Genomic DNA, 25,097 nt, shown 5'->3' with positions numbered 1-25,097 from the left:
GGCTGCCTCGTTCAGCCGGCCGCCGGAGCGGCGGAGTTCGAGTTGGGACGACGGCGCCTCCGGCGGCGCTTGGCGGGCCCGGTGCCGTCGCCGGCGGGCGCGCCCTCGGCGTCGACGGGTGCATTGTCGACCGGGCTGGCCTCGGTGCCTTCCACGTGTCCGGTGCCCGTACTGCCGCCGCGGGTGCGCTGGCGGCTACGGTCCCGGCTGCGGGCAGGCCGGTCGCCGTCGCGCTTGTCGCCCTCTCGCGATTCGCGCTTCGGCCGGTCCCGGGGCTCCGTGGAGCGGGTGGCCTTGCCGATGGATCCGGTGGCGTCGGTGGGGATGTTGAGTTCGGCGTGCAGGTGCGGCGAGTTCGAGTAGGTCTCGACGGGATCGGGATTGTCGAGTCCCAGCGCCTTGTCGATCATCGTCCAGCGGGGGAGTTCGTCCCAGTCGACGAGGGTGACGGCGATACCGGTCTTGCCCGCGCGGCCCGTGCGGCCGATGCGGTGCACGTAGGCCTGCTCGTCCTCGGGGATCTGGTAGTTGATCACGTGGGTGATGTCATCGATGTCGATGCCGCGGGCCGCGACGTCGGTGGCGACCAGCACGTCGACGTCACCGTTGCGGAAACCCTTGAGCGCCTTTTCGCGGGCCGCCTGGCCGAGGTCACCGTGGACGGCGCCGACCTTGAAGCCGCGCTCGACGAGCTCGTCGGCGACCTTCTGGGCGGTGCGCTTGGTGCGGGTGAAGATCATCGTCGCGCCGCGCCCGTCGGCCTGCAGGATGCGTGCCACCATCTCGACCTTGTCGAGGGCGTGGGCGCGGAAGGCGTGCTGCTTGGTGTTCTCGTGGGTGGCCGCGGAGTGCGGTGCCTCGGCACGGATGTGCGTCGGCTGGTTCATGAACGTGCGGGCCAGCGTGATGATCGGGTCGGGCATGGTCGCCGAGAACAGCATCGCCTGCCGGTCGGTCGGGATCTGCTTGAGGATGCGCTCGATATCGGGCAGGAAGCCCAGGTCGAGCATCTCGTCGGCCTCGTCGAGCACCAGCACCGACAGCCCGCCCAGCTGCAGGCGACCCTGCTGCGCAAGGTCCAGCAGACGGCCCGGCGTGCCGACGACGACGTCGACACCCTTCTCCAGCGCTTCGATCTGCGCCTCGTACGGACGTCCGCCGTAGATGGAGGTGACCGACAGCTTGCGATCGCCCACCTCGAGGTATTTCGCGGCGTTGGCGAGGTCGTCGTAGACCTGCAGGCAGAGCTCGCGGGTGGGCACGACGATCAGCGCGCGGGGGATTCCCGTGAGCGGACGCGTCTCGTCGGTGACGATGCGGTGCAGCAGGGGAACGCCGAAGGCGAAGGTCTTGCCCATGCCGGTGCGGGCCTGCCCGATCAGGTCGTTGCCGGTCAGGGCGAGCGGCAGCGTGAGTTCCTGGATCGCGAAGGTGTGTTCGATACCGCCCTCGGCCAGTGCGCGGACGATCTCCTCGCGCACGCCGAGCTCGGCGAACGTGGTGGTCAGGGGAGCGGCCTCGGGCGCTTCGACGATCACGTCGATGTCCGGGGTCAAGGAATCGGTGGTGTTCGTGGTGATTTCAGTCATGCGTTGCCGACGTAACCTTTCGTTTGTCAATCTCGCGGCGTCCACACGCGCACACGAGTTCGACGAAAGAGCGTCGGGAGCCTCGGCTTCACGAGAAGCGGGCCAACCGGTCGACACACTGTGTACGCACATTTCTTGGCAGTGGCGGATTAAAGACGTGCCACTTCCGCTTCCATCATAGCTGGTGGGGTCCGCTGGCCCCTCGCCGCGCCGGTCGAGGTGCTCGATCGCGTCTAGAGTTGGCCCATGACCCCGACGCAGCCAGCGGTCCCGACCGAGCAGACGGTGAACCCCTCGGCCGGGGGTGGGGTGTCGGTCGAGCACCCGGGCATCACCCAACTCTTCGCGGTCCTGGCCTACGGCGAGGTGGCCGCGTTCTATCGGCTCGCCGACGAGGCGCGGATGGCGCCCAATCTGGCCGGCCGCATCAACCTCGCCAGCATGGCCGCCGCCGAGATGAACCATTACGAGCTCCTGCGTGACGCCCTGACCAAGCGGGGTGTCGACGTCGTCGCGGTGATGACGAAATACGCGTCCGCACTGGAGAACTACCACCGTCTGACCACGCCGAGCACCTGGCTGGAGGCGTTGGTCAAGACCTACATCGGCGACGCGCTGGCGGCCGACTTCTATCTGGAGATCGCCGACGCGTTGCCCGACGACGCGGCTGGCGTCGTGCGCGGGGTGCTCGCCGAGACGGGTCACTCCCAATTCGTCGTAGCGGAGGTCAAGGCCGCGATCCGCGCCAGCGAGAAGCAGCGCCACCGTCTCGCCCTATGGTCGCGACGGCTGCTGGGCGAGGCCATCACCCAGGCCCAGTACGTGCTCGCGGAGCATGACGAGCTGGTGGATCTGGTGGTGTCCAGCGGCGACGGTCTAGGTCGCTTGTCGGAGTTCTTCGATCGCCTGCAGAAGACGCACCAGGCCCGGGTCCGGGAGCTCGGACTCGTCGCCTGACCCCGGGCGTCGCTACTTGGTACAGGTGGCGATCATCGAGTTGGTGGTCTGGGCGACGATCGTCGCGCCGCTCGCATCGGTGACCGCGCAGTTGAGCTGACCGGTCAGGCTGGTGGCGATGACCGACTTCAGCTCCACGCCGGGGTCCAGCGTGACGGTCCGCGACCATGGCAGGGCGGCGTTGAACTCCGTCTGCAGGGCCCCCTGCGCATCGGTGTAGACGATCGTGACCAGGTCGAGGAGTGGTCGGCTGCCGGTGACCTGATAGGTGACGGTCCGCGGCGACAGGGGCGCGACCTCGGCCGGAGCGGCGGGGGCGGGGCTGAGGACGCTGGCGCTCGGGCTCGGCGCGATCGTGGTGACCGTCTCGGGGGACAGCGGCGCCAGCGGTGCGGGCGGCGGCGCCACGGACGTCATCGCGGGTGGAGCGGTCGTGACGGCGTCCTGGGCCGCCGTGGTGGGCGTGGTGGCGGCGATGGTCTTGGACACCGAGCCGCTGTCGCCCCCGCCGAGGATCACCACGGTGCAGATGACCGCGATCAGCAGGATCGCGCCCGCGACGCCCGCGACCCAGATCCACCGGCGGTCGATGGGGTCTTCGTACTCGTAGATGTCGTCGTCATCGTCGGCGTCGCCGTAGGCCTCGTACGCGTCGTAGTCGCGGACGTCGTAGTCGGCGGCTCCGTAGGAGGTTTCGGGGCGGCGTCGGTAGGCCGCGCCACCGTCGACGACGTCGGTCTCGTTGTCGGTCTCGACATCGGTGTAGCCGCCGGTCCGTCGCGTGCCGCGGCCGTCCGTCGAGCCCGCGTTGCGCGCCGTCGTCGATGTCCTCGAATACGTTGAGTACCTGTCCATACCGCTATCCCGTGCGTCGTTTGATGTCCTTTTCAGCGATGCTAACGAGGCTGAAGTGACGCACGAGGTTGACGCGCGGCCGGTCGGGTCACGGTCCGGACTCGGTTGGGTCGCGGGTCTGCAGGCGGTTCTCGAACCCGCTCCCCGCTTCGCTGTCCGCGAAGTGGCACGACCGCCGGCGCGCGCGGTCGGCGACGTCCACTAGCCTTCTGAAGAGAACGACAATCGAAGGAAAGGGTTCACGTGGAGGTCAAGATCGGCGTCACCGACAGTCCGCGCGAGCTGGTGCTGCAGAGCGTGCAAACGCCCGCCGAGGTGGAGGAGTTGGTGGTTGCGGCACTGGGCCAGGACTCCGGCGTCCTCGCGCTCACCGACGAGAAGGGCCGCCGCTTCCTGGTGCAGAACACGCGGATCGCCTACGTGGAGATCGGCGCAGCCGACCACAGGCGGGTCGGATTCGGTATCGGCGCCACGGCTGCCGCCGTCGCGGACAAGCTCAGCTAGAAACGGGTCAGCGGCACGTGTGACAGTCCGCCCCAGGCGAACTGCACCGTGCCGTCGACCGCGGCGTCCTTCGAGATCGGCCGGTCGGAGTTCAGCCAGTAGCGCGCGCAGTCGACACTCGTCGAGACCAGCCCGACGGCGATCATCCTGGCTCGGTGCGCCTCCAGCCCGGAATCACTGCTGATCAGTTCGAACACCGCGTCGGTGCAGGCCTCCGTGGCCACCTTCACCTGAGCCGACACCTGAGGTTCGGTGACGTAGTCGTTCTCGAAGATCAGGCGGTAACCCTGGCCGTCGTGCTCGATGAAGTCGAAGAACGCGCCAACTGCTGCACGCAACCGCTGCCGGTTGTCGGTGGTGGTCCGCAGTGCCTGCCGCACCCCGGACACCAGGTTGTCGACGTGCCGCTCCAGGACCGCGAGGTACAACTCGAGCTTCGACGAGAAGTGTTGATAGAGAACCGGTTTGCTCACACCTGCCCGGTCGGCGATCTCGTCCATGCCCGCGGCGTGATAGCCGCGGTCGACGAAGATCTCGCTGGCCGCGACGAGCAACTGGCCGCGCCGCTCGTCGCGTGGCAAGCGGTTGCCACGCCGATTCCCGCCGGTCGCAACGGTTTCGCTCGCTGGTTGACCCTTCCTCTCGGCGGTGTTGGCGATGTCGCTCATCAGTCCTCAATCTGGCTTTTGGTACCTCGGGCCGGGGCGGCCCGTTGCTATGTGAACCAGCCCATCCGGCCGTTCATCGGATCGACACTACTACCGCTCACCGAGGCGACGCGTCATCTGAGGTCGCGTGCGGTGGCGCGCCAAGAGTGGGTCGCGGCCCGTGCTGTGCCATTCTGGTTCGGTGACCTACGACCCGGGGCGTCGCCGGGGCGAGCGCAGCGACGGGAATTTCGTAGGCGGCGGTCGTCAGCCCGTGCTGCGCAGCGAGTGGAGGGAACCCCTGCGCGCGCAGCGCGACCCGCTGGCCGAGGACGGCGGCCGACCGCGAGCCAATCGCGACGAGCATCAGCAGTGGCGCAAGCAGTCCTGGCTGGGCCGATTCGTGTCGACCTATGGCTGGCGGGCCTACGCCCTCCCCGTTCTGGCGGTCATCACGGTGCTCGTCGTCTACCAGACGCTGACGGGCGCCACGACCCCCTCCGAGCCGGTGGCCGCCGAGGGCCCGGTGCAGGGCCCACCCACGATCGGGGTGGCGAGCACGGCGATCATCGGCGCCCCGCCCAAGGGCATGACGCAGTTCGACGCGAATCTGCCAACGGGCATCCTGCCTGCGGGTGGCCCCTTCACCGAAGCCGGAGCCAGGACCTGGCACATCGTGCCCGGCACGTCACCGAAGGTCGGCGAGGGTACGACGAAGTCGTTCACCTACACCGTCGAGGTCGAGGACGGCGTCGACACCACGTCCGTCGGTGGTGACGAGGCCTTCGCCCGGATGGTCAGCGAGACACTGACCAACCCGAAGAGCTGGACGCACAACCCGCAGATCGCGTTCACCCGTATCGACGACCCTGCGCAGGTGCCGGATTTCCGCGTCTCGCTCACCTCGCCCATGACGGTGCGCGAGGGATGCGGTTACGACATCCCGCTCGAGGCGTCGTGCTACAACCCGGCCTATGGGGGCGACCAGTCGCGGGTGCTCGTCAACGAGGCCCGCTGGGTCCGCGGCGCCGTGCCCTTCCAGGGCGACATCGGTTCCTACCGTCAGTACCTGATCAACCACGAGGTCGGGCATGCCATCGGCTACCAGAAGCACGAGCCGTGCGCCGAGAACGGTGCGCTGGCCCCGGTGATGATGCAGCAGACCTTCTCGACCAGTAACGACGACGACGCGCGGTTCGACCCCGAGTCGGTGCAGCCCGACGGCAAGGTGTGCCGGTTCAACCCCTGGCCATACCCGATCGCCTAACCCCGCCCCCCTTCCTCCTTCCCCCTCTCCGCGAGCGGGCGTGTCTGCGGGCGACACGCCGTGTCGAAATCGGAGTCTGCGCACGCTCGCGCCCGCCCAAGGCCCGCCGACCCGCCGGGAAGGGAACCAGCGGCATTGCCGTTGAATGAGTGGACCTGGTGTGATCGTCACGAGGTCCCACGTCGATTCGAGGAGCGACCCGGTGTCAACACCGCTACCGCCGCTGGTTGAGCCCGCGGCCGAGCTGACGCGCGAAGAGGTTTCGCGCTACAGCCGCCATCTGATCATTCCCGACCTCGGCGTCGACGGTCAGAAACGTCTGAAGAACGCCCGCGTGCTGGTCATCGGCGCAGGTGGGCTCGGCTCGCCGGCACTGCTCTACCTGGCCGCGGCGGGCGTCGGAACCATCGGCATCGTCGAATTCGACGTCGTCGACGAGTCCAATCTGCAACGGCAGATCATTCACGGGCAGTCCGACATCGGTCGCTCGAAGGCCGAGAGCGCCAAGGACTCGATCAAGGAGATCAATCCGCTGGTCGATGTGCGCTTGCACGAGGTCCGGCTCGAGCCCGACAACGCCATCGAGCTGTTCGAGCAGTACGACCTGATCCTGGACGGCACCGACAACTTCGCCACCCGCTATTTGGTCAATGACGCGGCAGTCCTGGCGGGCAAGCCGTACGTGTGGGGTTCGATCTACCGCTTCGAAGGTCAGGTGTCGGTGTTCTGGGAGGACGCGCCGAACGGACTTGGGCTGAATTACCGCGACCTGTATCCAGAACCGCCACCACCGGGGATGGTCCCGTCGTGCGCCGAGGGCGGTGTGCTCGGCATTCTCTGCGCCTCGATCGCGTCGGTGATGGGCACGGAGGCCATCAAGCTGCTGACGGGTATCGGCGATCCACTGCTCGGCAGGCTGATGGTCTACGACGCGCTGGACATGACGTACCGCACCATCAAGATCCGCAAGGACCCCGCGACGCCGAAGATCACCGAGCTGATCGACTACGAGGCGTTCTGCGGCGTGGTGTCCGACGAGGCAGCCGAGGCGGCCGCCGATTCCACCGTCACCCCCCGCGAGCTGCGCGACATGCTCGACTCGGGTCGCAAGGTAGCGTTGATCGACGTCCGCGAGCCGGTCGAATGGGACATCAACCACATCGACGGGGCCGAGTTGATCCCCAAGTCCCTCATCGAGTCCGGCGACGGGCTCACCAGGTTGCCGCACGATCGCACGCCCGTCCTGTACTGCAAGACCGGCATTCGCTCCGCCGAGGCGTTGGCCGCGGTGAAGAAGGCCGGGTTCGCCGATGCACTGCACCTGCAGGGTGGGATCGTCGCGTGGGCGCGGCAACTCGAACCCGACATGGTCATGTACTGACGGCTCGTCGGCGGGGGCACACCTTAGGCTGAGCCCGTGAGTGCCGACATGCCGCCTGAACACGTGCTGGCGGCGTTCGGTCTGACGGGTGTCCGGCCCGTACCCCTGGGTTCGAGCTGGGAGGGCGGCTGGCGCTGCGGTGAGGTCGTGCTCTCGATGGTCGCCGACCACGCGCGTGCGGCCTGGTCGGCGAAGGTCCGAGAGACGCTGTTCGTCGACGGGGTGCGGTTGGCGCGCCCGGTCCGCTCGACCGACGGTCGCTACGTCGTCGCCGGGTGGCGCGCCGACACGTTCGTCACCGGGACGCCGGAACCGCGGCACGACGAGGTCGTCTCGGCAGCGGTCCGCTTGCACGAAGCCACCGCCAAGCTGGAACGCCCACGATTCCTGACGCAGCCGCCAGGATCGCCGTGGTCGGACGTCGACGTCTTCATCGCCGCCGACCGCGCCGCGTGGGAGGAGCGACCGCTGCATTCGCTGCCGCCCGGTGCCATGGTGGCGCCGGGAGGTGCGGACGGACAGCGCTCGGTGGAGTTGATCGCCCAGCTGGCCGCGCTGCGACGTCCGACGCGCGGCCCCAGCCAGCTGGTCCACGGTGACCTGTACGGCACGGTGCTCTTCGCCGGCACCGCGGCGCCGGGGATCACCGACATCACGCCCTACTGGCGGCCGGCGTCGTGGGCTGCGGGCGTCGTGGTGGTCGATGCGCTGGCCTGGGGTGAGGCCGACGATGGTCTGGTCGAGCGCTGGGCGCCGCTGCCGGAATGGCCGCAGATGTTGTTGCGGGCCTTGATGTTCCGTTTGGCAGTGCACGCACTGCATCCGCGCTCGACGGCGGCGGCGTTCCCGGGTCTCGCCCGCACCGCCGCGCTGGTGCGGCTGATCCTCTAGAACGCGTGGCGGACCTCGCAGAGGGCCACGCGGCCGTCCGCGGCGAGCACGCCCTCGGCCCGCAGGAGTTCCAACTGGCGCGTCTCGAGGTGCGGCGCGGGCCGGCCCGATGACCTGATCACCCGGTGCCACGGCAGGTCGGAGGAATCCGTCCGCATGATCCACGCGACGATGCGGGGGCTGGAGAGTCGCGCCGCGTCCGCGATGTCGCCGTAGGTGGAGACCTTCCCCGACGGTATCGACGCCACCAGTGCGCGGACCGTCTCCACCTGTGCGTCGGTGATCGCGGCCACCCCTAGCCCACCCGCTCGCGGATCAGGGCCGCGGTCTCCTCGGGTCGGGCCTGCGCCACCATGTGATCGCAGTCGAAGTCCACCAGGCTGAAGTCGTCCTCCAATCGAGCGCCGAGCGCCGCGATGAGTTCGACGGAGGCGTAGGCGGGAGTGGTTCGAGTGGCTCGGACGAGGGTGGTCGGTGTTCCCTTGCGCGGCAGCGTGATCGGGCGTGCCAACTCGCTCCAGTAGGACATCATGGCGGGAACGCCGATCCGCCAGCCGACCCGGCCGTTCGGCAGGTCGACGAGGTGCTCGTCGAGCTCGCGTTCCAATTCCGAGGCCTCGACCTCACCCCAGGAACCCGACGTCTTGTCGGCCCGGGCCTCGGCGCGGTCGGCGAAGTCGGGGGAGGCCAGCATCGCGTCGGCGATCTCGCGCATCCAGTCGCCGTCGAGGCCCACCGCGGGGTCGAGCAACACCAGGCCCGCCACCAGCTCGGGCCGGGCGGACGCCAAGTTCAGCGCGAGCGCACCGCCGAACGAGTGTCCGACGACCCAGACGGGACCCTGCGCCTCGGCATCGAGGAGGCCGGCCAGCGCCGCCACGTTGGCGTCGATGGTCCACGGTGCCGCCCACGTCGACCGGCCGTGCCCGATCAGGTCGGGCGCACGGATCGCGTACTCCGGCAGGTGTTGCGTGGCAAGGGTCTCCCAGCGCTGGCCGTGTCCGGTGAGGCCGTGGATCAACAGGATCTGCGCCGGCTTCTGCGGGCCGAAGCGCCGTATGTTCAGGACGTCGTTCACGTCGTCGATGCTGCCAGCTGCGCCCGACGCGGCTGTGACCTCCCCCCGTCGCTCCGCTCCTGCCCACCGAATGTCGTACCCCCGTGGTGACATGTCGTCATGCCCTCACCGCGAACCGCACTGTCGCCCACCGCGCTGACCGACCCCGGTCTCCGTGGCACCGTGCGCGTGGTCGGTGGGCCTGGCACGGGGAAGAGCACGCTGCTCGTCGACACCGCGGCGCAGCGCATCGCCGCCGGGACCGATCCGGAATCCGTTCTGTTGCTGACCGGTTCGGCGAAGCTCAGCGCACTGGCCCGCGCCACGGTGACGGCGGCGCTGCTGGGCGGGCCCAGGCGCTGCGCGGTGCGCGAACCGATGATCCGCACCGTCCACTCGTACGCCTTCGCGGTGCTCAAGCTGGCCGCGCAGCGCAACGGCGATCCGCCGCCACGGTTGATCACCAGCGCCGAGCAGGACGGCATCATCCGCGAGCTGCTCGCTGGCGATCTCGAAGACGGCGCCGACGCCTCGGTGCGGTGGCCCCGGCATCTGATGCCGGCGCTGGGCACGGTCGGGTTCGCCAACGAGCTGCGCGATCTCTTGGCGCGCTGTACCGAGCGCGGTGTGGAACCCGCTGCGCTGCAACGCATCGGCCGCCGGGCGGGGCGGGACGAGTGGGTGGCGGCGGGTCGGTTCGCGCAGGTGTACGAGCAGGTCATGCTGCTCCGCTCGGCGGTCGGCATGGCGGCACCGCAGGCCACCGTCCCCGCGCTGGGGGCAGCCGAGTTGGTCGGCGCTGCCCTCGAGGCCTTCGCCGCCGACCCCGACCTGCTGGCCGCCGAGCGGGGCCGAATTCGTCTGCTCCTGGTCGACGACGCGCAGAACCTCGACCCTCAGGCCGCGCTGCTGGTACGGGTGCTGGCGGCGGGCGCCGACCTCGCGCTGATCGCCGGCGATCCGAACCAGTCGGTGTTCGGCTACCGCGGTGCCGATCCCGCGCTGCTCGGCGACGGTGACCACCCCACGGTCATCCTCACCGAGTCGCACCGCTGCGCCTCCGCCGTCGCGCGAGCCGTCACCGGACTCGCCACGCGGCTACCGGGGGTCGACGACGCCAGGAGCCTGACCGCCGCCAATGATCGCGCGGGGTCGCTGGCAGTGCGCATCACTGCGTCCGAACGGGCCGAATCCTCCGCGATCGCCGACGCCTTGCGTCGGGCACACCTCGTCGACGGCGTGCCGTGGTCGCAGATGGCGGTCATCGTCCGGTCGGTGCCGCGCGCCGGAGCCGCGCTCACGCGGGCGCTGACCGCCGCGGGGGTCCCCGTCGACCAGCAGGCGTCGACGGGTCCGCTGGCCGGGCAACCGGCGGTGGCCGCACTGCTGACGGTGCTCGACGTCATCGCCGACGGTCTCGACGGCGACCGCGCCCTGACGCTGCTGACTGGGCCGATCGGCCGGGTGGACCCGGTGTCGCTGCGGCAGTTGCGACGCACCCTGCGCCGCGCGGACTCCGACCACCCGCCGCGCGAGTTCGGAGCCCTGCTCGTCGATGCCCTCGATCCCGACCTACCCGTCGGCGGTGACGTGCCCGACCAATTGGCCAGGGCTCTCAAGCGCGTTCGCAAGGTGCTGGCCGCGGCGCGCCGCAGCGACGCCGACGGGTCGGATCCCCGGTTCACGCTGTGGCAGGCGTGGCATCACACCGGGTTGCAGCGGCGGTGGCTGACGTTGGCCGAGCGGACCGGGACCGTCGGGGTCCAGGCAGGCCGCGACCTCGACGGCGTCACGGCGCTGTTCGACGTCGCCGAGCAGTACGTCACCCACACCACGGGGGCCTCGCTGACCGGCGTCGTCGACCACGTCCGGGCGATGGTGCTGCCCCCGGCCGACGGCGGGACCGCTCGCCCCGGTGAGGCGGTCACCCTGCTCTCGGCGCATGGCGCCCTCGGCCGCGAATGGGACTTCGTCGTGATCGCGGGACTTCAGGAAGGGTTGTGGCCCAACGTCGTTCCGCGCGGGGGAGTGCTCGCCACCCAGCAGCTGGTGGACGTTCTCGACGGTATCGCCGACGGCACCTCCACCCGGGCGCCGCTGCTCGCCGAGGAGCGCCGGCTGTTGATCGCCGCGCTCGGCCGGGCGCGCACGCGCGTGCTGGTGACCGCCGTCGACGGAGACCAGGGTGACGACGCGATGCTGCCCTCGCCGTTCTGTGACGAGCTGATGGCGTTGGCGACGGAGCGTCCCGATGAGAACGCCGAGCCGCTCCGCGCGCCGCGAGTGCTTGCGCCGTCCGCAGTGGTGGGCAGGTTGCGCGCGGTGGCGTGTGCGCCCGAGGGTGCGGTCGAGGACGCGGTGCGTGCCTGTGCTGCAGCGCAATTGGCCCGGTTGGCCGAGGCGGGGGTGCCGGGGTCCGCGCCGGCCCAATGGTATGCCACCACCACCGCGTCGACCGAGCAGCCGCTGTGGGCCGACGACGGGCACGTCGTGACGCTGTCCCCCTCCACCGTGCAGACGCTCGCCGACTGCCCGCTGCGCTGGTTGCTGGAACGTCACGGCGGCAGCGATGGCCGTGACGTGCGCTCCGCGCTCGGGACCCTGGTGCACGCGTTGGTATCCGATCCGCTCAAGACCGAGGGGCAGATGCTGGCGGAGCTCGAATCGGTATGGGCGGGACTGCCCTTCGACGCTCAATGGCATGCGGCGAACGAACTGGATCGCCACCGGATGATGCTGACCGCGTTCCTCGAGTGGCGGGCCAGGACGCGCCACGAGCTCACCGAGGTGGGCACCGAGGTCGACGTCGACGGGGTCGTGGCAGCCGCGGATGCCGGCCAGCCGGGCGTGCGGGTCCGCGGCCGCGTCGACAGGTTGGAGCGCGACGCCGAGGGCAGGCTCGTCGTCGTCGACGTCAAGACCGGCAAGAGTCCGGTCAGCAAGGACGATGCGCAGCGGCACGCTCAGCTCGCCATGTACCAGCTCGCGATCGCCGAAGGCGTTCTGCCCCAGGGTGACGAAGCCGGCGGCGGTCGGCTGGTGTACCTCGGCAAGATCGGTGCGGCGGGTGCCACCGAACGCGACCAGAACCCGATGACGTTCGACGGTCGCGACGAGTGGCGCGATCGGGTCCGGCAGGCCGCGGGCGCTACGCAGGGCCCGAAGTTCGTGGCCCGCGTCAACGACGGCTGCGCGCACTGCCCGGTGCGCGCGATGTGTCCCGCCCAGGCCGCGTCGGGAGGACGCTCGTGACCGACCGCTACAGCCCGTTCGACCTGGCCGAGGCGCTCGGTCTCTTCGCGCCCACCGATGAGCAGGCCGCCGTGATCGCTGCGCCACCGGGCCCATTGGTCGTGATCGCCGGCGCGGGGGCGGGCAAGACCGAGACGATGGCCGCCCGCGTCGTCTGGCTCGTCGCCAACGGGTACGCCCGACCCGGTGAGGTGCTCGGCCTGACGTTCACCCGCAAGGCGGCTGGTCAGCTGCTGCGGCGGGTACGTACCAGGCTGGCCCGGCTCTCGGGAGCGGGGCTGGTTCCCGGCGACCGGGCCGACGTGGACGAGCATCCGTCGATCGGGACCTATCACGCATTTGCGGGCACGCTGCTGCGTGAGCACGGGCTGCTGCTTCCGGTGGAGCCGTCGAGCCGACTGATCGGCGCAACGGAGCTGTGGCAGTTGGCCTTTCGCGTGGTATGCGACCACCCCGCAGAGATGCGAACCGAGAAGTCCCCGGCCACCGTCACGGCGATGGTGTTGCGTCTGGCGGGTCAGCTGGCCGAACACCTCGTCGACACCGATCAGTTGCGCGACACGCACGTCGAACTCGAACGGTTGGTGCACACCCTGCCCGCCGGTCCCCGGCAGCGTGATTCCGGGCCCAGTCAGGCACTGCTGAAGATGCTGGCCACTCAGACCGAGCGCACCGAGCTCGTCCCGCTGATCGACGCCCTGCACGACCGGATGCGCGCCGAGAACGTCATGGACTTCGGCATGCAGATGGCGGCGGCGGCCCGACTTGCCGTCACGTTCCCTCAGGTCGGTGAGCAACTGCGCCAACGCTATCGGGTGGTGCTCCTCGACGAGTATCAGGACACCGGGCACGCCCAGCGGGTGGCGCTGTCGTCGTTGTTCGGGGGCGGTGTCGACGACGACCTGGCGCTGACGGCCGTGGGTGATCCGATCCAATCGATCTATGGCTGGCGCGGCGCCTCGGCGACCAACCTGCCCCGGTTCACCACCGACTTCTGCCTGTCCGACGGCACCCCTGCGCCGACATTGGAACTGCGCACCAGCTGGCGCAACCCGCCGCGCGCGCTGCGGCTCGCCAATGCGGTCTCGGCCGAGGCGCGGCGCCGTTCGGTGGCCGTCCGCGAGCTGCTGCCCCGCCCGGGGGCGCAGCCCGGAACCATCCGGTGCGGGCTCCTCAACGACGTTGGCGTCGAGAGGAATTGGCTCGCCGACCACTTGGCGGGGATCTACCATGGCGCCCTCGAGTCGGGAGCCGACGTGCCCACGACAGCCGTGCTGGTCCGTCGCAACGCGGACGCCGCGCCGATCGCCGAGGCGCTCACCGCCCGTGGCGTACCGGTGGAGGTGGTAGGACTCTCCGGTCTGCTGTCGGTGGCCGAGGTGGCCGATGTCGTGGCGATGCTGCGCCTGACCGCCGACCCGACCGCGGGCTCCGCCGCGATGCGCGTGCTGACCGGCCCGCGCTGGCGGCTGGGTGCCGCCGACGTGACCGCGCTGTGGCGCCGCGCGGTGGAACTCGACGCCGCCGCGAAGTCCAGCGTGGACAGATCGTCGACTGCACACATCGTCGCGACCGCCGGGCCCGACGCCGACAGGGCATGCCTGGCCGACGCCATCTGCGACCCGGGCCGTCCCGACCGGTACTCACCCGCCGGCTACCAGCGGATCGTCGCGCTCTGCCGTGAGTTGACGGCGCTGCGCGCCCAGCTGCACCACCCCTTGCCCGACCTGGTGGGCGAGATCAGGTGGATGCTCGGTATCGACGCCGAAGTCCGGGCCGCGCAGACGGTTTCGGCCGGGTGGTGTGGCACCGAACATCTCGACGCGTTCTCCGACGTCGTCGCCGAGTTCGCGGCCAGACCCTCGGCGTCGGTCGCCGGACTGCTCGCGTTCCTGGACGCCGCGATGGAGGTGGAGAACGGCCTGGCGCCGGCAGAGCTCACCGTGTCGAAGGAGCGCGTGCAGATCTTGACGGTCCACGCTGCCAAGGGTCTGGAATGGCAGGTCGTCGCCGTACCGCATCTGAGCGGTCGGGTGTTCCCGTCAACGGGCTCGGCGAGGACGTGGCTCACCGACGCCGGGGACCTGCCGCCGCTGCTGCGGGGTGACCGCGTCTCGGTGTCCGAACACGGCGTACCCGTGCTCGACACCTCCGACGTCAACGATCGAAAGGCGCTGGGCGACAAGATCGCCGCCCACCGCAAGACTCTGGATCAGCGCCGCACCGACGAGGAGCGCCGACTGCTGTACGTCGCTCTCACCCGCGCCGAGGACACCTTGCTGCTGTCCGGGCATCACTGGGGCGCCACGGAGTCGAAACCTCGCGGACCGTCGGACTTCCTCGTCGAGATCAAGGACGTGATCGACCGGGCTGCTGCCGCGAGGGATCCGTGCGGAGTCGTCGAGCACTGGGCCCCTGCTCCCGCCGACGGCGACGTGAACCCGCTGCGCGACGTCGTGATCGAGCGGTCGTGGCCGGTCGACCCGTCCGGTGGCGGTCGCGCACACGTCGACCGCGGGGCCCATCTGGTGGCCGCGGCGATGGCAGCCGGACCGTCGCCCGAGGCGACGGGGGACGGGGACGTCGAAGGTTGGACGACCGACGTCGATGCCCTCCTCGCCGAACGGGCGCGCGCCCTCGCACGGCCGACACCCGTTCTGCCGCCGCACCTGTCGGTGAGCGCGCTGGTCGACCTCGGTCGCAACCGCACCGGTGCGCTGGAGCGGCTGCAGCGTCGTCTGCCCGTCCGCCCCGACCCGCAGGCGCTGCTCGGCACGGCCTTCCACGACTGGGTGCAGCGGTTCTTCCACGCCGAGCGGTTGTTCGATCTCGATGACCTGCCGGGAGCGGTGGACGGTGAACTCGGACGCGTCGAGGCCGAGCGCCTCGCCGAACTACAGGAGGCGTTCGCGGTGTCGTCGTGGGCCGCGAGGAGTCCCATCGACGTCGAGGTGCCGTTCGACATCATGGTCGGCGGCACGGTCGTCCGCGGCCGGATCGACGCGGTGTTCGCCGAGGGCGACGGCAGCGTCACCGTCGTCGACTGGAAGACCGGTGATCCGCCTGCCACGCCGGAGGCGTTGCAACACAACGCCATTCAGCTCGCCGTCTACCGCCTGGCCTGGGCCGCGACGGCAGGCGTGTCGCCCGACTCGGTGCGCGCAGTGTTCCACTACGTGCGCAGCGGCCAAACGGTGGAACCCGACGCCCTGCCCGGTGCCGCCGAACTGGCCGAGCTACTGAAGGTCGCCTAGTGAGGAGTGTTGCGGTACACCCTGAGCGCCCTGGTGATCATCGGGATCTGCAGCGGCAGCCGGGCGATCGTGCCGATGCGCGCGGCCCACCCCTTGTTCCACAGCACCCGGACGGAGTTGATGTTCGCCGGGAACACGGCGAGGTAGAGCGCGATCGCCGCGAGCGCCCCGATGCGGCGGGTGCGCGGGGTGAGCAGCAGCGCACCGGTCGCCGCCTCGGCGACGCCGGAGGCCAGGGTGTAGAACCGGGCGCTGCCTGGCAGTTCGGCGGGCACGATCGTGTCGAACGGCTTGGGAGCCACGAAGTGGAGCACGCCCATGCCCACCAGCATCGCCCCCATTCGCTGCGCCGTGGCCGCGTTGGATGCCTTGTCGGATGCTGCTGTCAGGGACGTCATGGTTACATTGTGCTGTGCGGCGAGTTGGGCGGACGATGGGCCCTCGTGGCCAAGGGTAGATTGCGTCGCCGCATGGAGGCGCTCGATCAGACGCTGACCACGCTGCCGGACCACGCGCTGGTGGGAACACTGCGGATCCCCGAGACGCCGGTCAGCCCCGCCCGCAAGATCGCGATGCGCTTCCTCTACGCGTTGCTCGCGCTGTTCGCCGCAGTCCTCATCGTCTACTTGGATCGCGACGGATACCGGGACGTCCAGGACAACGAGCTGTCCTTCCTGGACTGCTTCTACTACGCCACGGTGTCCCTGTCCACCACCGGGTACGGCGACATCACCCCGTTCACGCCGTCCGCGCGGTTGATCAACGTGCTGGTGATCACGCCGTTGCGCGTGGCCTTCCTGATCGTGTTGATCGGCACCACCGTGGAAACCCTGACGGAGGCTTCGCGTCAGACCCTCAAGATTCAGCAGTGGAGGAGAAGAGTGCGCGACCACATCGTCGTCATCGGTTACGGCACCAAGGGCAAGACGGCCGTCTCGGCCATGATCGGCGACGGCGCCAAGAGCGGTGAGATCGTCGTGGTGGATACCGACAGGTCTGCCCTCGATCGGGCCGACAAGGCCGGTCTCGTCACCGTCAGCGGCGACGCCAACCGGGCCGACGTGCTGAGGCTCGCCGGAGCTCAGCACGCCAAGGCAATCGTCGTCGCCACCAACAGCGACCCGACCGCGGTGCTCGTCACACTGACCGCCCGCGAGCTCGCGCCCAACGCAAAGATCATCGCCTCGATCCGCGAGTCGGAGAACCAGCATCTGCTCCTGCAGTCGGGCGCGGATTCGGTCGTGGTGTCCTCCGAGACCGCGGGCCGGCTGTTGGGGATGGCGGCGAACACCCCAACGGTGGTCGAGCTGATCGAGGATCTCCTCACGCCGGACGCGGGATTCGCGATCGCGGAGCGCGACGTGACCTCCAAGGAGGTGGGCGGTTCCGCCCGTCACCTACCCGAGATCGTGCTTGGGGTGGTGCGCGAGGGGAATCTGCTCAGGATCGACGCGCCGGAGGCCGACGCGATGGAGGTCGGCGACCGATTGCTCTACATCCGCAACGCGGACGCCGACCGTTGACGCGCCCCACCGGCACCGAGGGGCTCGGCGGGTTCACCCTGCGAAACGTCCCCCTGCTGTCGCGCATCGGCGCCGACCGCGCCGACGAACTCCGGACCGACGTCGACGCCGCCCTGGCCGGGTGGAGCGATGCGCTGCTGCTGAAGGTCGACCGGCGAAACCAGGTGCTGATCTCCGGCGGCGCGGTGGTGCTCGGCAAGGCGCTGAAGCACTCGCCCAAACCCGACGACCACTCGGTGTTCCTCGGTCGGATGCCGGACGGCCGCCACGTGTGGGCGACGCGCGGCGCCCTCGACGGCCCCGAGGATCCGCACGCCGAATCCGAGGTGCTCGACCTGCGGCGGGCCGGTGCCATCTTCGACGACATCAGCGCCCAACTCGTCGCGACCGCCACCGCGCTGCTGAATTGGCATGACAGCGCACGCTTCAGCGCGGTCGACGGCTCGCCGACCAAGCCGCACAAGGCCGGCTGGTCGCGGATCAATCCTGACAACGGGCACGAGGAATTCCCGCGCATGGACCCAGCGGTGATCTGCCTCATCCACGACGGTCACGACCGGGCGGTGCTGGCGCGTCAGACGGTCTGGCCCGAACGGCTGTTCTCGCTGATCGCGGGATTCGTCGAGGCGGGCGAGTCCTTCGAGGGCTGCGTCGTGCGCGAGGTGGCCGAGGAGATTGGGCTCAGCGTCCGCGACGTGACGTACCTCGGCAGTCAGCCGTGGCCGTTCCCGCGTTCGCTGATGGTCGGCTTCCACGCGCTCGGTGATCCGGAGCAGGAGTTCGTCTTCAGCGACGGTGAGATCGCGGAGGCGGCGTGGTTCACCCGCGCGGAGGTGCGCGACGCACTGGCCGACGGCGACTGGAGCAGTGACTCGCCGTCGCGTCTGCTGCTGCCGGGGTCGATCTCGATTGCGAGGGAGATCATCGAGTCGTGGGCGTTCAGCCCGTGATTCGGCCGTTCAGCCCGTGATTCGGCCGTTCAGCCCGTGATTCGGGCGTTCAGCCCGTGATTCGGCCGCACGCCGACTGAGTCAGGCGGCGAGCTTCGCCTGCACGGCCTTCAGGCTCGGGTTGGTCAACGTCGAGCCGTCGGCGAACTTCACGGTCGGGACGACGTGGTTGCCGCCGTTGACGGAGCCGACGAACTCGGCGGCGCTCGGATCGGCCTCGATGTCGACCTCCGTGTAACCGATGCCTGCGGACTTCAGCGCGGTCTTGAGCCGTGCGCAGTAGCCACACCACGACGTGGAGTACATGGTCAGCTGGGCGTTGTTACCTGTCATAGCGGTGTCAACGTATCAACGCCGCCCGATATTGCGCCAACCAGGCACCGACGCCGAGGCCGGGGCGTCGATCCCCCTTTGTCCCCGGGCCCTGCCAAGATGGACGCCATGCCGTCCCAGGCTCCAGCGGCCGCCTCCTCACTGCTCACCCGACTACTCGCCGATCTCGACGAGGAGCAGCGTGAGGCGGTTCAGGCGCCGCGCGGTCCGGTATGCGTGCTGGCTGGTGCGGGAACCGGCAAGACGCGCACCATCACCCGCCGCATCGCCTACCTCGTGGCGTCGGGTCACGTCGCGCCCAGTCAGGTGCTCGCCGTGACGTTCACGTCGCGAGCCGCGGGGGAGATGCGCGGCCGCCTGCGGTCACTCGACGAGCAGGGCGCCGAGGGCGTCGGCACCGGGGCCGTGCAGGCCATGACGTTCCACGCGGCGGCCCGACGGCAGCTGCAGTACTTCTGGCCGCGGGTCGTCGGCGATACCGGGTGGGAGCTGCTGGACAGCAAGTTCGGCGTCGTCGCGCAGGCGGCCAACCGGGCGTCGATCCAGGCCAGCACCGACGACGTGCGCGACCTCGCCGGGGAGATCGAGTGGGCCAAGTCGTCGCTGATCAGCCCGGAGGGCTATGCGGCGGCTGTCGCGGAGGCCGGTCGCGACATCCCGCTCGACGCCGCCAAGATCGCGACGGTCTACGCCGGCTACGAGGCCATGAAGGCCCGGCGCGACGGCACCACCCTGCTGGACTTCGATGACCTGTTGTTGCACACCGCTGCGGCCATCGAGAGCGACGCCGCGGTGGCGAGCGAGTTCCGGGACAGGTACCGATGTTTCGTCGTCGACGAGTATCAAGACGTCACCCCGCTGCAGCAGCGGGTGCTCGACGCCTGGCTCGGTGACCGTGACGACCTGACGGTGGTCGGCGACGCGAACCAGACCATCTACTCGTTCACGGGCGCCACCCCCACCTACCTGCTCGACTTCTCGCGCCGATTCCCCGAGGCGTCGGTCGTGCGGCTGGAGCGCGACTACCGGTCCACGCCGCAGGTGGTGTCCCTGGCCAATCGCGTAATCGCGATGGCGCGCGGCCGCATGGCGGGGAGCAAATTGCACCTGATCGGTCAACGCGACGCCGGGCCCGCACCGAGTTTCGACGAACATCCGGACGAGGTCGCCGAGGCCGCCGCCGTCTCGAAGGCCATCAAGAAGTTGATCCAGGCGGGCACCGCGCCATCGGAGATCGCGGTGCTATACCGCATCAACGCGCAGTCGGAGGTGTACGAGGAGGCGCTGACGGGCGCGGGAGTGGCGTTCCAGGTCCGCGGGGGTGAGGGCTTCTTCAGCCGCCAGGAGATTCGTCAGGCACTGGCGGCACTGCAGCGGGCGGCGGGGCACATCGACGCGGTGGGCGCCGATCTGCCGCCGGTGATCCGCGAGCTGCTGGAACCGCTGGGACTCACTGCCGAGGAGCCCCAGGGTGTGCGGGCCCGCGAGCGGTGGGAGGCGCTGGTCGCCCTCGTCGAACTCGTCGAGGAGGAGGTGGCCGTGCGACCCGCTCTCGACATGCGCGCACTCCTCACCGAGCTCAAGCAGCGCGCGGACGCGCGGCACCCACCGGTCGTGCAGGGCGTCACCCTGGCCTCGCTGCACGCGGCCAAGGGCCTGGAGTGGGACGCGGTGTTCCTGGTCGGGCTCGCCGACGGCACACTGCCCATCTCGCACGCGTTGGCCCGCGGGGCAGACAGCGAGCAGGTGGAGGAGGAGCGCCGACTGCTGTACGTCGGAGTCACCAGGGCGCGTGTGCATTTGGCGTTGAGCTGGGCCTTGGCGCGGACACCGGGCGGTCGGCAGGGCCGTCGCCCGTCGCGGTTCCTCAACGGGGTGGCTCCCCAGGCCAAGGTCGACGACGGCCCCAGCAAGCCCCGCCGCCAGCGTGGCGCCGCACCGCGCTGCCGCATCTGCAACGGCGCACTGTCCAGTCCGGCCTCGATCATGTTGCGCCGCTGCGAAACCTGCCCCTCGGACTTGGACGACGAGCTGTTGGCCCAGCTGAAGGAGTGGCGGCTGGAGACCTCCAAGGAGATGAAGGTGCCCGCCTATGTGGTGTTCACCGACAACACCTTGATGGCGATCGCCGAAACGCTGCCGACCGACGAAGCGGCCCTGGTCGCCATCCCCGGGATCGGTGCGCGCAAGCTCGAGCAGTTCGGGCCAGACGTCCTGGCGTTGGTCAAGGCTCGGCGCTGAGGAAAGTGCAGGTCAGAAAATTGCTTGTCCGATTCGGGTATCAGCCGCTAACCTCGTAACCGTCCAATCCGATCGAGCCGAAGGGAGGGATCCAACATGATTTCGCATCACGTTTCCGGCGTAGCCGTCGCGCGCGCCGCTGCCGTCATGTCGTGGACCCTCCACGTCGCGGGATCCGCCGCCCCGGCGGCCCATCCGACGGCCGCCACGCGCGACGCCATTACGGCGACCAAGCGCCGCGCCGCCGCCGCGCCCGTCGCGTCCGTGAAGTGGGGCCCCGTCTAGAAGCCCACGAAGCCACATGGCCACGGACCCGACACGAACGGATCCGTGGCCAGAGTCTTTTCGGGACAACCGAATTCCTGGTCGCAGATCCATCAAGACAGATGGCTGATCGACAATTGGACCAGGAAGAAGGTGAACCGGACGTGTCTACGCAGACATGCCGCGAGAGGACGTTTCCGGCGGTGCCGTGTCACGTCGGTGACCCAGACCTGTGGTTCGCCGAGAACCCACACGAGCTGGAACAGGCCAAGGCGCTCTGTGCGGACTGCCCGATCAGGCGCCAATGCCTCGCCGATGCGCTGGAACGTCAAGAGCCCTGGGGAGTTTGGGGCGGCGAGATCATCGACCGTGGGACCGTGGTCGCCCGCAAGCGTCCGCGGGGCCGGCCCCGCAAGGATTCCGTGGCCGACCCGGCAGCCGCCTAGGCAGCGTCGTCGGCGAAGCCCGGAATCAGTTCGAGCGCAAGCGCCTTGGTGGGGATGTGTGCGTCGAGCTGACACGAGATCGCGACGACCGAGGCGATGACCCGCATCGGGATGGCGAGCTTGGCGGGCAGGTCCATCGCGCGCGCCGTCTTGATGGCCTCGGCCGACAAGTTGTCCATGTTGTTCGCGGCCATCTGCTGCAGCCAGCGGCGGGTGTAGTGGAACACCTCGACCTCGACCGGTTCGACGTACTGTCGCAGCATCTCGTCGACTTCGCGCGGCGAGACCTGATCACCCTTCTGGCCCTTCTGGATGAAGCCGGCCCGCTCCATGGTGGGCAGCAGGTTGTCGTAGTCCTTGGTCAGCGCATAGCGCACCATCAGCCCGAGCTCGACCGGGATGCCGCCGGGGAGCGGGGCCACGGCGCCGAAGTCGAGCACGCCCAGCTTGTCCCCGGGCAGCAGCATGAAGTTTCCGGGGTGAGCATCGCCGTGCATGATCTCGACGCGCCGGGGAGCGTCGTAGGTCAGTTCGAACAGTCGCGTCCCCACGATGTCGCGCTGTTCGGGGGTGCCGCTGCGGATGATCTGCGCCATCGGGATGCCGTCCATCCACTCGGCGACGACCACCTTGGGCGCACTGGCCACGATCGCCGGCACCTCGAAGTGCGGGTGGTCGCGGTAGGCCTTGGCGAAGGTGCGCTGATTGGCCGCCTCCAACCGGTAGTCGAGTTCCATCTCGGTGCGTTCGATCAGCTCGTCGACGACGCCCTGAACGTCGGCGCCGGGGGAGAGCTGTCGGAACACCGACACCATCCGCCGCATCGTCTTCAGGTCGGCCCGCAGCGCTTCGTCGGCGCCGGGGTACTGGATCTTGACGGCCACCTCGCGGCCGTCACTCCACACCGCCTTGTGCACCTGGCCGATGCTCGCGGAGGCGATCGGGTCGTCGTCGAAGGAGGTGAACCGGTCGCGCCACTTGGTGCCCAGCTGCGCGTCGAGCACGCGGTGCACCTTCGCGGCGGGCAGTGGCGGGGCGTCCTTCTGCAGCTTGGTCAGCGCCTCGCGGTAGGGCTCGCCGAACTGTTCGGGTACGGCGGCCTCCATCACCGACAGCGCTTGCCCGACCTTCATCGCGCCGCCCTTGAGTTCCCCGAGGACGGTGAAGAGCTGATTGGCCGCCTTCTCCATCAACTCGGCGTTCACTTCGTCCTTGGACGAACCGGTCAACCGCTTGCCGAAGCCCAGCGCCGCGCGTCCTGCGATGCCGACCGGCAAGCTGGCGAGCTTCGCGTTACGGGCCGTTCGTCCGCGCTTGATGTCTGCCACTCCACCATCATCCATGACCAGTCTGAACGGTCGACCCCCTAGGGCCAGCAATCGTTGTGAGCGTGCACACGCGGGACTGGGCGCGACGTTCAGCACTGGCACCGCGGGTGCCGTGACCATCGCCGGCTCGTGGTCGAACCGGTGCGGACGTCGAACTCGAGTGTGGTGTCGAGAGTGGGTGGCGGATGGTCGGCCCGGCGCGGGTCGTCGGACTCGTGGACGGCTTGGATGACACGGTCGACCTGGTTCAGCGCCAGGGCGGCGGTGCCGAGCATGGTGGCGCGGTCGGCGCTGCCGACGGCGTCGCGCAATTGGGCGGCGACCGCGGGCCACGCGGCATCACGCTCACTGCGATACAGGTCGGCACAGCCCAGGCAGCTGGTCACGCCCGGAATCACCAGCGGGCCGACCAGTCCCGTGCCGTCGCGCACCCGCACCGGCAGGTGCGGTATCCGCGCCCGGTGCAGGTCGCGCAGCAGATGCGGGTCGGCGACGAGGAAGTCCGCCAGCACGACCAGGTCGGCGGTGCCCGGGGTGACGCCCGCATGGTTGAGTCGGCTTTGCCTGACCCGCGTGCCGGAACACCGCAGGGCGCTGGCCAGCAGATCCGATAGCGGCCCCCGGCCGTGGATGCGGATGGAGGCCGACCGGGTGTGGGCGGGGGTGGCCGTCGCCAATCCGCCCTCGACGAGCGAGGTGACCAGGTCGTCCATCGAGGCGGGGTCGACGATGCCGCGGTTGACCGCCAGGGCCCGCAGGTCCGAGGCCGCGACGCCGGACTGCATGGCGCGCAGTAGATCGGCCAGCGCTGCGGCCGACAACCCCTCGGGCGGTTCGACGAGCATGGCGCGCCGGGGGTCCCAGCCCACCTGCACGGCACCGTCCGGTCTGACCAGCACCGGCATCGCCGGATTCAGCGTGTGGCTCGACATGCGACGACTCTGCCACGGGTCGCGGAGCCCGCCGCGAAGTTATCCACAGGGCCCGCAGGCCTGGGGATGAACTACTCGGGATCGCGCCCGAAGTCCTTCTCGAGGTCGGCGATCGCCTGGTCGATGCCGCTGGTGTCGCCGCCCACCATGCGGTCGATGAAGGCGGCGGGTTCGTCGAGGTCGTTCCCGTCGGGCAGCAGATCGGGGTGCTGCCAGACACCGTCGCGCGCGTCCGCCCCGACCGCGTCGGTCAGCCGCTCCCACAACACCGCGGCCTCCCGCAGCTTGCGCGGCCGCAGTTCCAGGCCGACGAGGGTGGCGAAGGTCTGCTCCGCGGGTCCACCGGTGGCGCGTCGGCGGCGAAGGGTCTCACTGAGTGCCGACGTCCCGGGGATGCGGTCGCCGAGGGCGTTGCTCACGACGGTCTGCACCCAGCCTTCGATCAGCGCCAGCAGCGTCTCGAGCCGCTCTAGGGCGGCGACCTGCTCGGGTGTGGACTTGGGCTCGAAGATGCCCTGGTTGAGGAGCTGTTCCATGGCCGACGGGTCGGCGAGCGAGGCGGGATCGAAGCCCGCGGCGAAGCCCTCGATGCCGGACATGTCGACCTTCATGCCGCGGGCGAACGCCTCGACGGCGCTGAGCAGCTGCGTCGACAGCCATGGCACGTGGCTGAACAGGCGGTGATGGGCGGCTTCCCGAGCCGCCAGGAACATCATGATCTCGCTCCGCGGCTGCTCGAGCCCGTCGGCCAGCGACTCGATGGCATCGGGCATCAGCACCGCCACGCCCTTGGGGCCTAGTGGTAGCCCAATGTCGGTGGAGGTCAACACTTCCCGTGACAACGTGCCGAGGGCCTGACCCAGCTGGGAGCCGAACGCCATCCCGCCCATCTGCGTCATCATCGCCATCAGCGGGCCCGCCATCGCCTTGGCCTCGTCGGGCAGGGCCGACGCCCACACCGTCGACATCTGCTCGGCGACCGGGTCGCACAACCGCTTCCACGTGGCGAGGGTGTTGTCGACCCATTCGCTGGGCGTCCATGCCACCGACTTCGTCGTGCCTGCCGGAAGGGGGGTGACACCGTCGAGCCAGGTGTCGGCCAATCGCACGGCGTCGGCGACGGCCGCAGTGGTCTGCTCGGGCACCGGTTTGACGAACCCGATCGAGCTGGACGCGAGTTGGCGCGCCAGGTCGTAGTTCACCGGCCCGGCCTGCGATCCGCCCGCCATCGAGGTGCCGGCGCCACTGAACATCTCGCCGAGCTTGGAGAAGATCTGACCCAGGTTGTTCATGTCGAAGTCACCGCCGCCGAAGCCGAACGGATCTCCCGGCGACTTCTCGTTCGGGTTCTTGCGGTCGTCTCGTTCCGGGTCGTCTCCCGAGGAGAAGCCGAAGGGCAGGTCAGACATGGCATCCACGGTACTCA

General features: G+C 69.6%; 22 protein-coding genes. 12 read left to right on the top strand and 10 right to left on the bottom strand.

Annotated features, from left to right (window positions below; all coding sequences use genetic code 11):
- Positions 1 to 11 precede the first annotated feature (11 nt).
- Entirely contained in the window at positions 12 to 1,589 is a 1,578-nt protein-coding gene (locus QUE68_RS21740) for a DEAD/DEAH box helicase (protein ID WP_286274431.1), read from the bottom strand.
- A 246-nt stretch (positions 1,590 to 1,835) separates the two neighbouring features.
- Here QUE68_RS21740 and QUE68_RS21735 point away from each other — a divergent pair, with 246 nt between their 5' ends.
- Positions 1,836 to 2,546 carry a ferritin-like fold-containing protein gene (locus QUE68_RS21735; protein ID WP_286274430.1) on the top strand — a complete coding sequence of 237 codons (711 nt, stop codon included), beginning with the start codon at positions 1,836 to 1,838 and terminating at the stop codon, positions 2,544 to 2,546.
- Positions 2,547 to 2,558: 12 nt separating this feature from the next.
- On the opposite strand, the gene QUE68_RS21730 is transcribed toward QUE68_RS21735, so the two are convergent.
- Positions 2,559 to 3,401, bottom strand: coding sequence for an MmpS family transport accessory protein (locus tag QUE68_RS21730; protein WP_286274429.1), 843 nt, complete (start codon positions 3,399 to 3,401; stop codon positions 2,559 to 2,561).
- A 243-nt stretch (positions 3,402 to 3,644) separates the two neighbouring features.
- On the opposite strand from QUE68_RS21730, the gene QUE68_RS21725 reads away from it, so the two are divergent.
- The gene (locus QUE68_RS21725; RefSeq protein ID WP_284228348.1) at positions 3,645 to 3,905 is read left to right on the top strand and encodes a DUF3107 domain-containing protein; all 261 of its coding nucleotides are present in this window, start codon (positions 3,645 to 3,647) and stop codon (positions 3,903 to 3,905) included.
- Here the strand turns inward: QUE68_RS21725 and QUE68_RS21720 are convergent.
- Positions 3,902 to 4,573 (bottom strand): TetR/AcrR family transcriptional regulator, encoded by a 672-nt coding sequence (locus tag QUE68_RS21720; RefSeq protein ID WP_284228347.1) that lies wholly within the window; start codon positions 4,571 to 4,573, stop codon positions 3,902 to 3,904. The two genes, QUE68_RS21725 and QUE68_RS21720, sit on opposite strands and share 4 nt — an antisense overlap.
- A gap of 181 nt (positions 4,574 to 4,754) precedes the next feature.
- Here QUE68_RS21720 and QUE68_RS21715 point away from each other — a divergent pair, with 181 nt between their 5' ends.
- From QUE68_RS21715 to QUE68_RS21705, 3 genes are all read left to right on the top strand, one after another.
- On the top strand, positions 4,755 to 5,819 hold the full coding sequence (locus tag QUE68_RS21715; RefSeq protein ID WP_454786292.1) for a DUF3152 domain-containing protein: 1,065 nt from the start codon (positions 4,755 to 4,757) through the stop codon (positions 5,817 to 5,819).
- Between the two features lie 202 nt (positions 5,820 to 6,021).
- Positions 6,022 to 7,200 (top strand): adenylyltransferase/sulfurtransferase MoeZ, encoded by a 1,179-nt coding sequence (gene moeZ / locus QUE68_RS21710; RefSeq protein ID WP_284228346.1) that lies wholly within the window; start codon positions 6,022 to 6,024, stop codon positions 7,198 to 7,200.
- Between the two features lie 36 nt (positions 7,201 to 7,236).
- Positions 7,237 to 8,091, top strand: a complete 855-nt coding sequence (locus QUE68_RS21705; protein WP_284228345.1) for a TIGR02569 family protein — start codon at positions 7,237 to 7,239, stop codon at positions 8,089 to 8,091.
- Here the strand turns inward: QUE68_RS21705 and QUE68_RS21700 are convergent.
- Together QUE68_RS21700 and QUE68_RS21695 are read right to left on the bottom strand one after the other, a co-directional pair.
- Complete coding sequence (locus QUE68_RS21700; protein WP_286274428.1) at positions 8,088 to 8,384, bottom strand: MGMT family protein; 297 nt, start codon at positions 8,382 to 8,384, stop codon at positions 8,088 to 8,090. The two genes, QUE68_RS21705 and QUE68_RS21700, sit on opposite strands and share 4 nt — an antisense overlap.
- 2 nt (positions 8,385 to 8,386) lie before the next feature.
- Positions 8,387 to 9,169 carry an alpha/beta fold hydrolase gene (locus QUE68_RS21695; protein ID WP_286274427.1) on the bottom strand — a complete coding sequence of 261 codons (783 nt, stop codon included), beginning with the start codon at positions 9,167 to 9,169 and terminating at the stop codon, positions 8,387 to 8,389.
- Positions 9,170 to 9,268: 99 nt separating this feature from the next.
- Here QUE68_RS21695 and QUE68_RS21690 point away from each other — a divergent pair, with 99 nt between their 5' ends.
- Positions 9,269 to 12,400: an ATP-dependent helicase gene (locus QUE68_RS21690; protein ID WP_286274426.1), complete on the top strand. Its 3,132-nt coding sequence runs from the start codon at positions 9,269 to 9,271 to the stop codon at positions 12,398 to 12,400.
- On the top strand, positions 12,397 to 15,654 hold the full coding sequence (locus tag QUE68_RS21685) for an ATP-dependent helicase (protein ID WP_286274425.1): 3,258 nt from the start codon (positions 12,397 to 12,399) through the stop codon (positions 15,652 to 15,654). The genes QUE68_RS21690 and QUE68_RS21685 overlap by 4 nt, the downstream gene beginning before the upstream one ends.
- Here QUE68_RS21685 and QUE68_RS21680 read toward each other — a convergent pair.
- Positions 15,651 to 16,052, bottom strand: coding sequence for a DoxX family protein (locus tag QUE68_RS21680; RefSeq protein ID WP_284228340.1), 402 nt, complete (start codon positions 16,050 to 16,052; stop codon positions 15,651 to 15,653). The genes QUE68_RS21685 and QUE68_RS21680 overlap by 4 nt on opposite strands.
- Positions 16,053 to 16,097: 45 nt before the next feature.
- Between QUE68_RS21680 and QUE68_RS21675 the strand changes: the two genes are divergently transcribed.
- Both QUE68_RS21675 and nudC read left to right on the top strand, forming a co-directional pair.
- Positions 16,098 to 17,177 (top strand): potassium channel family protein, encoded by a 1,080-nt coding sequence (locus QUE68_RS21675; RefSeq protein ID WP_286274424.1) that lies wholly within the window; start codon positions 16,098 to 16,100, stop codon positions 17,175 to 17,177.
- The gene (gene nudC, locus QUE68_RS21670; protein ID WP_286274423.1) at positions 17,174 to 18,127 is read left to right on the top strand and encodes an NAD(+) diphosphatase; all 954 of its coding nucleotides are present in this window, start codon (positions 17,174 to 17,176) and stop codon (positions 18,125 to 18,127) included. The genes QUE68_RS21675 and nudC overlap by 4 nt, the downstream gene beginning before the upstream one ends.
- 81 nt (positions 18,128 to 18,208) lie before the next feature.
- On the opposite strand, the gene mrx1 is transcribed toward nudC, so the two are convergent.
- On the bottom strand, positions 18,209 to 18,460 hold the full coding sequence (gene mrx1 / locus QUE68_RS21665; RefSeq protein WP_284228337.1) for a mycoredoxin Mrx1: 252 nt from the start codon (positions 18,458 to 18,460) through the stop codon (positions 18,209 to 18,211).
- Positions 18,461 to 18,559: 99 nt separating this feature from the next.
- Here mrx1 and QUE68_RS21660 point away from each other — a divergent pair, with 99 nt between their 5' ends.
- The 3 genes from QUE68_RS21660 (at position 18,560) to QUE68_RS21650 (ending at position 21,411) form a co-directional block, all read left to right on the top strand.
- Complete coding sequence (locus QUE68_RS21660; protein ID WP_455012377.1) at positions 18,560 to 20,701, top strand: ATP-dependent DNA helicase UvrD2; 2,142 nt, start codon at positions 18,560 to 18,562, stop codon at positions 20,699 to 20,701.
- 96 nt (positions 20,702 to 20,797) lie between these two features.
- Positions 20,798 to 20,986 carry a hypothetical protein gene (locus tag QUE68_RS21655; protein ID WP_286274421.1) on the top strand — a complete coding sequence of 63 codons (189 nt, stop codon included), beginning with the start codon at positions 20,798 to 20,800 and terminating at the stop codon, positions 20,984 to 20,986.
- A 143-nt stretch (positions 20,987 to 21,129) separates the two neighbouring features.
- A complete protein-coding gene (locus QUE68_RS21650; protein WP_284228334.1) occupies positions 21,130 to 21,411 on the top strand; it encodes a WhiB family transcriptional regulator in 282 nt (93 codons plus the stop codon).
- Here the strand turns inward: QUE68_RS21650 and QUE68_RS21645 are convergent.
- The 3 genes from QUE68_RS21645 to QUE68_RS21635 form a co-directional block, all read right to left on the bottom strand.
- Positions 21,408 to 22,754, bottom strand: a complete 1,347-nt coding sequence (locus QUE68_RS21645) for a macrolide-binding ATPase MABP-1 (protein WP_286274420.1) — start codon at positions 22,752 to 22,754, stop codon at positions 21,408 to 21,410. The two genes, QUE68_RS21650 and QUE68_RS21645, sit on opposite strands and share 4 nt — an antisense overlap.
- A 74-nt stretch (positions 22,755 to 22,828) precedes the next feature.
- The gene (locus tag QUE68_RS21640) at positions 22,829 to 23,671 is read right to left on the bottom strand and encodes a cyclodehydratase (protein WP_286274419.1); all 843 of its coding nucleotides are present in this window, start codon (positions 23,669 to 23,671) and stop codon (positions 22,829 to 22,831) included.
- A 71-nt stretch (positions 23,672 to 23,742) separates the two neighbouring features.
- A complete protein-coding gene (locus tag QUE68_RS21635; protein ID WP_286274418.1) occupies positions 23,743 to 25,080 on the bottom strand; it encodes a zinc-dependent metalloprotease in 1,338 nt (445 codons plus the stop codon).
- Positions 25,081 to 25,097: the final 17 nt, after the last annotated feature.

The organism is Mycolicibacterium sp. TUM20985 (genome assembly GCF_030295745.1).
Classification (GTDB): domain Bacteria; phylum Actinomycetota; class Actinomycetes; order Mycobacteriales; family Mycobacteriaceae; genus Mycobacterium.
Note: the sequence above shows the minus strand (reverse complement) of the source record. Positions and strands in the feature narration are given on the sequence as shown.